Source organism: Nocardia sp. NPDC052566, from assembly GCF_044547285.1.
Lineage (GTDB): Bacteria > Actinomycetota > Actinomycetes > Mycobacteriales > Mycobacteriaceae > Nocardia.
Genome location: NZ_JBIUAF010000001.1, coordinates 1,024,727 through 1,033,594 on the forward strand (window position 1 = coordinate 1,024,727; position 8,868 = coordinate 1,033,594).

Consider the following 8,868-nt stretch of genomic DNA (forward strand, 5'->3'; position numbering starts at 1 on the left):
AGTCCGCTGGTTGTCGAATCCGCGCGGCGCGGTGGGCTTTGCGGCCGGAGACTATTGCGCGGGACGTGCGGCTCCTACGATGACCCACGTGGTGACCAGATTCCGCGCCCTGAGCTCCGGCGGGCGAGTATTTCCGTTACGGTGGCGGCGCGGAAATCCGCGGATGGTGGACGCGATGCTCGCCGTTGCGATGTGCACGGGTATGTGGCTGGTCGGCACCGTATTTCATCCGCCGGGCTGGCGCGTGTTCGATCTCTGGGGCTATCTGCTGACCGCCCTGATCTGCCTGCCGTTGGCGGCCCGCCGGGTCGCGCCGATGCCGACCTTGGTGCTGGTGTCGGCCGCGTACTCGGGATTCCTGCTGCTGGGATTCCTGCCGAGCCTGAACGTGTATGCCCCGATGGTGGCGTTCTACTCCGTCGCGACGATCAAATCGCCACGGGTCACGGCGGCCGGTGCGCTACTGCTCGGTGCTGTGCTGTTCCACAGCGGTTGGACCGAGCCCGCGTTCCCGACGACGGTCGCGATCGCGCAGGCCGTCTTCATGCCCGCGGTGATCTGGGCGCTGGCCGGTGTCTCCCAGCGGTTGAGCCTGCGCAATCGTCAGTTGATCGAGGCGACCGAACAGTTGCGGCGCGAGCAGGAACTGCGGGTGGAGCATGCCGTGGTGCAGGAGCGGCTGCAGATCGCCCGGGAACTGCACGACGTTGTCGCACACCATATTTCGGTGATCTCCATGCAGGCCGGACTGGCCAGGTACGTATTCGACAGCGATCCGGCCACGGCGCGCGCCGCGGTGCACACCATCGGCGCGACGAGCAGGGAGACGCTGGAGGAGTTGCGCCGAGTGCTCACGCTGCTGCGCGCCTCGGATACGTCGCCGGAGATCGGCGCGGCCGTCGAAACCGAACCCGCCCCGGGATTTCCGGGATTGGCCGCGTTGATCGAGCGGGTCCGTGGTGTCGGTGTCGAGGCCGAACTGGAGATCACCGGAATGGTCGACGAGTTGCCCTCCGGGCTGCAACTCGCGGTGTACCGGGTCATCCAGGAGGCGCTGACCAACGTGATCAAGCACGCCGGGCCCTGCCGGGCAACCGTTGTGGTGCACCGCGATTGCCGCGAGCTGACGGCCACCATCGTCGACGATGGTGATTCCGCTGCCGCCGTTGCCCATTCGGGCGGTGGTCACGGTCTGGTCGGGATGCGCGAGCGGGCCAGGCTGTACGGCGGCACCCTGATCGCCGGGCCGCGTCCGGACGGCGGGTACACGGTACGATTGGCCGTGCCTTGGCCGTTGTCGCCGACGCACCGGTGTGCTTCAGGGAGTGACCCAGCTGATGATCAGTGTGCTTGTGGTGGATGATCAACCACTGATTCGCGCTGGTCTGGTCGCACTGCTGAACGCGGCGCCCGGATTGACGGTGGCGGGTGCGGCGAGCGACGGCGAGCAGGCCGTCGGCATGGCCGCCGCCACGAATCCGGATGTGATCGTCATGGATATCCGGATGCCGGTGGTCGGCGGAATCGCCGCGACGCGACGTATTCTCGCCGGCGGGAACCCGCGGCCGCGGATCCTGATGCTCACCACCTTCGACCTGGACGAGTACGTCTACGAGGCGCTGCGGGCCGGTGCGTCCGGATTCATCCTCAAGGAAGCCGATCCGGACCGGCTGCTGTCGGCGATCCACACGGTCGCCGGCGGGGATATGCTCTTCTCGCCGAGCATCACCTGCCGGCTCATCGAAACCTATCTCCAGCACAGTGTTTCGGGCTCGTCGCCGTCCGACGCGGAGCTCGACCTGCTCACCGCCCGCGAACGGGAGGTGCTGCGGCTGGTCGGCACCGGCGCCACCAACAACGACATCGCCGACCGCCTGACCATCAGCGAGGGCACGGTCAAAACCCACCTCAACCGCGTGATGACGAAACTCGACCTGACCAGCCGCGCTCAAGCCGTCGTCGTCGCCTACGAAACCGGTTTGGTCACGCCGAGATCCGCGGCGTAGCGCTCCGCGTTGCCGAGGAAGGTGGCCAGTTCCCGTTTGAGTACCTTTCCGGTCGGGCCGAGTGGCAGGGATTCGACCAGGCGCACCTGGCGTGGATATTTGTAGGCCGCCAGGTGCTTTCGGCTCCAGGCGATGATGTCGGCGGCGAGCTGGTCGCGGTCGTCGGCGTCGGGGTCCGGGACGACTACCGCGCAGACCTCGGCGCCATAGGTGTCGTCGGGGATGCCGATCACCGCGGCCTGGGCGATGGCGGGGTGGCGCATCAGCACCTCTTCCACCTCGCGCGGGTACACGTTGTAGCCGCCGCGGATGATCATGTCCTTCTTCCGGTCCACGAGGGACAGGTAGCCCTCGGCGTCCTTGACGCCGAGATCGCCGGAGCGGAACCAGCCGTCGACGATGGCCTCGGCGGTCGCTTCGGGGCGGTTCAGGTAACCGGCCATGACGTTGTGCCCGCGAATAACGATCTCGCCCACCGTCTTCGGGGGTAGCAGTTCGATGCGGTCGTCGATATCGGCCCTGGCGATCTCGGCGTCGACGCCCCAGATCGGCTTGCCGACGGTGCCAGGCTTACACGGCCAGGCCCGCTGGTTGTAGGCGACCACCGGGGAGGTCTCGGTCAGGCCGTACCCCTCGTAGATCGGGCAGTCGAACCGCGCCTGGAATTCCTCGAGCACGCGGACGGGCAGTGCCGAGCCGCCGGAGAACGCCCGATCGAGCCGCGGCAGCGGCCGGTGCGGTGTCGCGGCGAGCAGCGCGAGATACATGGTCGGCACGCCCATGAACACCGTGCACCGCCGCGCGGTCATCAGGTCGAGTGCGCGCGGTCCGTCGAACCGTTCCATCAGTACCATCGTGGCCCCCGCGCGGAAAACCGTGTGCATACCGCAGATCTGGCCGAAGGTGTGGAACAGCGGCAGGCACCCGAGCAGCACGTCGCCGGGTTCCATGGCGAAGGGGGAGTCCATGCCGATCTCGACGTTCAGCACGATATTGAGCTGGGTCAGCATCGCGCCCTTCGGCAGGCCCGTTGTGCCGGAGGTGTAGAGGATCAGCGCGATATCGCGCGGATCGCGCGGCACCTGGGCGTCGATCGGAATCTGCTGTGCGGCAAGCACGTCCAGTCGTGGCCGACCCGAGTCGCCGGCTTCCAGCACGGTGAACACCGGCGTCGCGGCCGACTCGCCGAGGCGATCGAGCAGCGGGGCGGCGCAGATCACCGCCGCCGCATCGCAATCGCGCAGTACATGCGCGATCTCGGCCGCGCGCAGCAGCGTCGGCACCGGGACCACGGTCGCGCCGAGCGCCAGCGCGCCGTAGTAGGCCATCGGGAAATGCGGTGTGTTGGGCAGTATCAGCACCACGCGATCGCCGGGTCCGATGCCGTGCGCGCGCAGCACCGCCGCGTAGCGCCGGGCCGCGAGCCACAGCTCGGCATAGGACAGCGACGCCGGGCCGAAGACGATCGCCGGATGATCCGGCCGCCTGCGCGCGGATTCGGCGAGGATGGCGGCCACCGAAAGCGACATGGCCGATCAGCCCGCCGTCTTCGCCAGCAGCGCCTTGTCCGGTTTGCCGACACCGGTCAGCGGTAGCGCGTCGCGCAGGTGGATCCTGGCCGGGACATGTTTGGGGGAGATCTCGGCGGCGATATGGGTGCGCAGCTCGTCCTCGGTGGCGGCGCCCGGATCGCGCAGCACCACCGCGGCGTGCAGATACTCGATCCGATCCTGGTCGACGACGGGAAAGACCGCCGCCTGCGCCACCTCCGGATGCGCGAGGAAGGCGTCCTCGACCGCCGCCGGATAGATCTTGATGCCGTTGGTCTTGACCACCTCCGACATCCGGCCGCGGATCGTGAGATAGCCACGCTCGTCGACGAATCCGAGATCGCCGGTGTGCAACCAGCCGTCGCGCACGGTGCGGGCGGTCAGCTCCGGATCGCCGACGTACTCGGCCATCCGGAACGGTGAGCGCACGCAGATCTCGCCGATCTCGCCGGTCGGCAGATCCCGCCCGTCCTCCTGGTCCCGGATGCGGACCTGCGCGAACAGCGGGCGACCCGTGGTGCCGAGCAGGCCGGGGTCCAGATGCTCGGCCGGGCCGAGCATGGTGATGGCGGCGGCCTCGGTGGTGCCGTAGATCTGGATCAGCACCTGACCGAATATCCGCACCGCGTCCGCCAGCCGCTTCCGCGAGGACGGGGCGCCGGTGTAGCAGAGCATCGCCAGGCTCGACAGATCGGTGGTGGTCACGTCGGGGTGATCCATGAGCAGGTAGAGCTGCGGCGGTGAGATGAGCATCCGGGTGATCCGGTGCTCCTCGATCGCGCGCAGCACCGCGCCGGGGGCGAAACCGTCGTGCATGATCACCGCGCCGCCCGAGGCGAGCGAGTCGTCGGCCGCCTGGCCGCTCGAGTGGCTCATCGGCAGGGTCGCCAGATATGTTGCACGCCAAGCCATTTGCAGTCCGGCGGTGATGAAACCACGGCGGGCGCGGAAATCGACGGCGATGCCCTTGGGCTTGCCCGTCGTCCCGCTGGTGTAGGTCACCACGGCGATGCGGTCCGGGGCGATCGCGATATCGGCCGCGTCGAAGGTCGGGTCGCCGCCGGTGAGGTCGAGGACGTCGGGGCCGAGGTCGCCGAGCGCGGCCAGGCGAATCGGCGCCGCCGCGCCCGCACCGAGGACGCGCGCGCGGTCGAGATTGCCCGCGTCGACCGCGAGCACGGTCACCTTCGTCTCGGCGACGGCGCGGTGCGCCGCGTGGGTGGGCAGCGGATCGTTCGGGTCCACCGCGTTGGTGGTGTGCAGGTGAACCACGGTGGCGCCCACCAGATTCGCCGCGTAGCGCAGGATGAGCGTCGCCGGGGTATTGGTGGCGGTGAGTATGCCGACAACGGGCGCGCTGGCCGCGGGCTCGGCCGCGATGTGCCGGTGCAGCAGCTGTGCGGCGGACCGGACGAGCCCGTCGAACTCGGCCGCCGTCATGGCGATGCCGCCGCCGGTGAGGACGACTTTGCCCGGTTCACGGGACAGCACCTCGAGGATCTGGTGGACATAAGTGTCGTTCGCAGACATGCAAGAAACTCCGGTTCGATAGGCGGAATCCCGACGAGCGTACATAGCGCGAAAAAATTCGTAAACCCCCCATATCGGCAGGCCGTCGATCGGTCGCCGGACGCCATCGCCGCGCTATCGGAACGATATTTCCGCCTGCCATGCTGACGCTCGTCCATATCTTGGCTCCCTGAGCTCGGCAACAATCCTCGGCCCGCCGGAAAGCGATAGCACGCGCGCGCGGGCGACATTCTGTCCGAGAATTCCGCACGAAATATCCGAGCGGCGAACGCCTGCGTGTGCGCGGCTCACAGAAAGCGAGTTGACCATTCATGGCCACTTATTCCGATGCGCTGCGCGCGCTCTACTCCGGCTTCGAATCCACCGGCCGCAGGCGCGAGTACCTGGAGATCGAGCGGATCGCCGGGCGCTTCCCTGCGGCGCGGCGCAGGCACGACGGCGGGCCCGTCGAGATCAATGTGTGGTGCAGCAACGACTACCTCGGCATGGGGCAGCACCCGAGCGTGCTCGCCGCGATGCGGGACACGCTCGGCGAATTCGGCGCGGGCGCGGGCGGCTCGCGCAATATCGGCGGCACGAACACCTACCACGCGGAACTCGAGCGCGAGCTGGCCGACCTGCACGGCAAGGAAGACGCCCTGCTGTTCACCTCCGGCTACACGGCCAACGACGGATCGCTGTCCGTGCTGGCCGGTTTGGACGACTGCCTGGTCTTCTCCGACGAGAAGAACCACGCGTCCATCATCGATGGCCTGCGGCACAGCGGCGCGGAGAAGCGCATCTTCCGGCACAACGACGCCGCCCACCTCGCCGAACTCGCCGCCGCCGACCCCGACCGCCCGAAGATGATCGTCACCGAATCCATCTACTCGATGGACGGCGATGTCGCGCCGCTCGCCGAGATCGCCGAGATCGCGCGCCGCCACCGCGCGATGACCTTCCTCGACGAGGTGCACGCGGTCGGCATGTACGGGCCGCAGGGTGCGGGCATCGCGGCGCGGCTCGGGCTTTCGGCGGAGTTCACCGTCATCATGGGCACGCTGGCCAAGGGATTCGGCACCACCGGCGGATATATCGCCGGACCCGCCCCGCTCATCGATGTGGTGCGCGGGCTGTCGCGCTCGTTCATCTTCACCACGGCACTGCCCCCCGCGCTCGTCGCCGGTGCGCTCGCCGCGGTCCGCCATCTGCGGGCCTCCGATATCGAACGGGATCGGTTGCGCGCCAACGCGCATCTGATGCACGGTCTGCTCCGGGCGCACGGCATTCCCTTCCTGTCCGACGAATCGCACATCGTCTCGGTGCTCGTCGGCGACGACGCGATGAGCAGGGAGATCTCCCACCGGCTGCTGAGTGGTCACGGCATCTACGTCCAGGCGATCAACGCACCGAGCGTCCGGGCGGGCAGCGAGATCCTGCGGGTGGCCCCCGGTGCGGTGCACACCGCCGCCGAGGTGCGGCATTTCGTCGAGGTGCTCGATCGGATCTGGGGTGATCTCGAGCAGGCGCGCGTCGGTGCGCACCGGGACACCGCCGCCGTATCGATCTGATCGAGAGTTGTTCTGACCGAAGCGGATCGGCCGTGGCCCCGGTGACAAGGCCACGGCCGATCCGGCTTTCAGTACAGGCCCTCCGGCGCGGTGCTGGTGATCTGCAGCGGGCGGACGTTGGCGACGCCGTCGCTCGGCCACCCGGATCCGGTGTCGTAGCGCTCGGCCTGGTCGCGCTCCAACACGTTGGGCAGGAACAGATCTTCGTGCAGGACGGTCAGTCTGACCTGACCGGTCGCACCGTAAGGGACCGTCACCGACCAATCGTCACGGTCGACGACCGCCATGGTGACCTGCGGATAGTTGGGGGCGTACGGCAGGAGTTTGCCGTCGCGCTCGACGGGCAGGCCGACGCCGTTGCCGAAGGTGTTGCCGTAGCTGCGCCCGCAGATGCCGCCGTTCAGCGCCGCGACCAGATCGCGGTGCATGTCCGGGCTGACCTGGGTACCGCTCAACCTGGCGCCGTTGAGGCCCGCCACCAGGTCGGGATGGCGGCGCGCGAGCACCTGCAGCAGGGCGGGTGTGGTGTTGATGTAGTCGATTCGGCCGTGCCGCAACACATCCGCGATCTGCTCGACCAGATGGATGCCGTACTCGTTGGCCTCGGCAAGGCGACCCTCGCGGATGAGCCGCTTCACCCACCGCGGATCCATATCGATCGCGTAGACCAGGCCCGCGTACAGCTCGCCCGCCTCCCAGGTGCCGTTCCCGATCAGATGCGGGCCGGTCGGGGTGGCCTGCAGCCAAGTGCGTTGCGGCCGAAAGCCTTCCGCGACGAACGACCACCGGCGCCAGGCGCCGCGATGCAGCAGCATGTCCGGGGTGTAGTAGACGCGGCACGGTGTGCCCGTTGTGCCGCCGGTATCCCACACCCGGCCGGTGAGCGGACGTGGCACGGCCAGCGGGACGAAATCGGCGGGGTCCCGCTCGCGCAGGGTGTCGAGCGGGAACGGCCCGAAACGGGTGAGCTCGTCGTAGCGGGTGATATCGCGCGGATCGAAATCCAGCTCGCCGGCACGGCGCAACCAGTAGGGCGCGCCGGTGGCCGGATCGAAGGTCCGCCGCACCACGCGCCGGGTCCACTCGTCGAGATCGGTGTCGAGCCAGCCCGCGATCAGGGCGTCGCAGTCGCCGGTGCGCGTGGTCATCGCGCCACCCGAGGAGCGGATACATCGATGCCGAGCTCGAAGACCGTGGTCAGCGCCTGCCCGATATGTTCGGGGCGGTCGACGTGCACCACCGGGAACGGGAACCGGAGCACGCCGTCGGGGATGGAACCGCCCATGATCAGGCCGAGGCGCACGCCCTCGTCCTTCATGGCCTCGTAGATGTAGACCAGGTTGATCGGGTCGGTGGGGTTGCGCTGGAACGAATCTCGGACGTCGGCCGCGGTCATCAGTATCTTGCGATCCAGGCACGAGATGAGCGTCGCCACGGGATCGGCGAACGGCATGGCGTCGATGTAGGGGGCCATGAAGGTGCGGAAGTGACCGCGCAGCGGCGAGTGGATGGCCATCGAGCGACCCGGCAGCTGAACCACGGTGCCCTCCGGGAGCCGTTCGCCCAGTTCGTCGAGTGCCGCGCGCTCGCCGGACAGCATGAGGATGCGGGTCTCGCCGTCGGCGGTCGGGCCGAACTGCCCGGCCGTGTAGACGCCGGGCATATCAACACCGCGGTAGCGGCCGGTGTCGTCGCCGATCGGCTCGAATGCCAGGGCGATGCCCTGTTCGGGGGTGCCCGCGGGCTGGTCGGGGGTATCGCGGGCGTGGGCGAGCATCTCGAACAGCGCGCGGCGGCCGACCGCACCGGCCAGGCAGGCGGCCGACATGCCGCCGAGGCTCAGGCCGCCGAGCACGCTCGGCCGCAACCCCTGCTCGGCCAGGACGTCGTGTACCGCGATGGCGTGCACCGACTCCCGGATGGTGCCGACGCTCTGGCGCACCTCCGGCGCCTCGGGCAGGTCGTCCTCCAGGATCTGCCCGACCGTCAGGCCGGTCCACTCGGCGACCTGCCGGTACAGATTCTGTACGCCGGTATAGGCGCGGTGCATTTCGACGCCGCGCGGCTCGCTGCCGACTCCGCCACCGAATAGATAACCCAGGGCCATCGTATTTCTCCCGCTGCTTATTTGTGCTTCGAATTCATCGGCCGGCAATGGTCGTCGGTGATCGGCCGGCGGACTTTCGCTCCACGCCAACGCTACTCATCGGCTTATTGACTGACAAGGCCGCG

The 8,868-nt window shown here is 68.4% G+C and carries 7 protein-coding genes; 3 read left to right on the plus strand and 4 right to left on the minus strand.

What is annotated here, in order from left to right; all coding sequences use genetic code 11:
• Positions 1-88 precede the first annotated feature (88 nt).
• A complete protein-coding gene (locus ACIG5A_RS04360) occupies positions 89-1,363 on the plus strand; it encodes a sensor histidine kinase (protein ID WP_397237583.1) in 1,275 nt (424 codons plus the stop codon).
• Positions 1,338-2,006 (plus strand): response regulator, encoded by a 669-nt coding sequence (locus tag ACIG5A_RS04365; protein WP_397237585.1) that lies wholly within the window; start codon positions 1,338-1,340, stop codon positions 2,004-2,006. The genes ACIG5A_RS04360 and ACIG5A_RS04365 overlap by 26 nt, the downstream gene beginning before the upstream one ends.
• On the opposite strand, the gene ACIG5A_RS04370 is transcribed toward ACIG5A_RS04365, so the two are convergent.
• Positions 1,967-3,535, minus strand: a complete 1,569-nt coding sequence (locus ACIG5A_RS04370; RefSeq protein ID WP_397237587.1) for a long-chain fatty acid--CoA ligase — start codon at positions 3,533-3,535, stop codon at positions 1,967-1,969. The genes ACIG5A_RS04365 and ACIG5A_RS04370 overlap by 40 nt on opposite strands.
• Before the next feature lie 6 nt (positions 3,536-3,541).
• Positions 3,542-5,086 carry an AMP-binding protein gene (locus ACIG5A_RS04375; protein WP_397237589.1) on the minus strand — a complete coding sequence of 515 codons (1,545 nt, stop codon included), beginning with the start codon at positions 5,084-5,086 and terminating at the stop codon, positions 3,542-3,544.
• 311 nt (positions 5,087-5,397) lie between these two features.
• Between ACIG5A_RS04375 and hemA the strand changes: the two genes are divergently transcribed.
• The gene (gene hemA / locus ACIG5A_RS04380) at positions 5,398-6,636 is read left to right on the plus strand and encodes a 5-aminolevulinate synthase (protein ID WP_397237591.1); all 1,239 of its coding nucleotides are present in this window, start codon (positions 5,398-5,400) and stop codon (positions 6,634-6,636) included.
• A gap of 68 nt (positions 6,637-6,704) precedes the next feature.
• Here hemA and ACIG5A_RS04385 read toward each other — a convergent pair whose 3' ends face one another.
• Both ACIG5A_RS04385 and ACIG5A_RS04390 read right to left on the minus strand, forming a co-directional pair.
• Positions 6,705-7,784, minus strand: coding sequence for a hypothetical protein (locus ACIG5A_RS04385; protein WP_397237593.1), 1,080 nt, complete (start codon positions 7,782-7,784; stop codon positions 6,705-6,707).
• The gene (locus tag ACIG5A_RS04390; RefSeq protein ID WP_397237595.1) at positions 7,781-8,743 is read right to left on the minus strand and encodes a hypothetical protein; all 963 of its coding nucleotides are present in this window, start codon (positions 8,741-8,743) and stop codon (positions 7,781-7,783) included. The genes ACIG5A_RS04385 and ACIG5A_RS04390 overlap by 4 nt, the downstream gene beginning before the upstream one ends.
• Between the last annotated feature and the right edge of the window lie 125 nt (positions 8,744-8,868).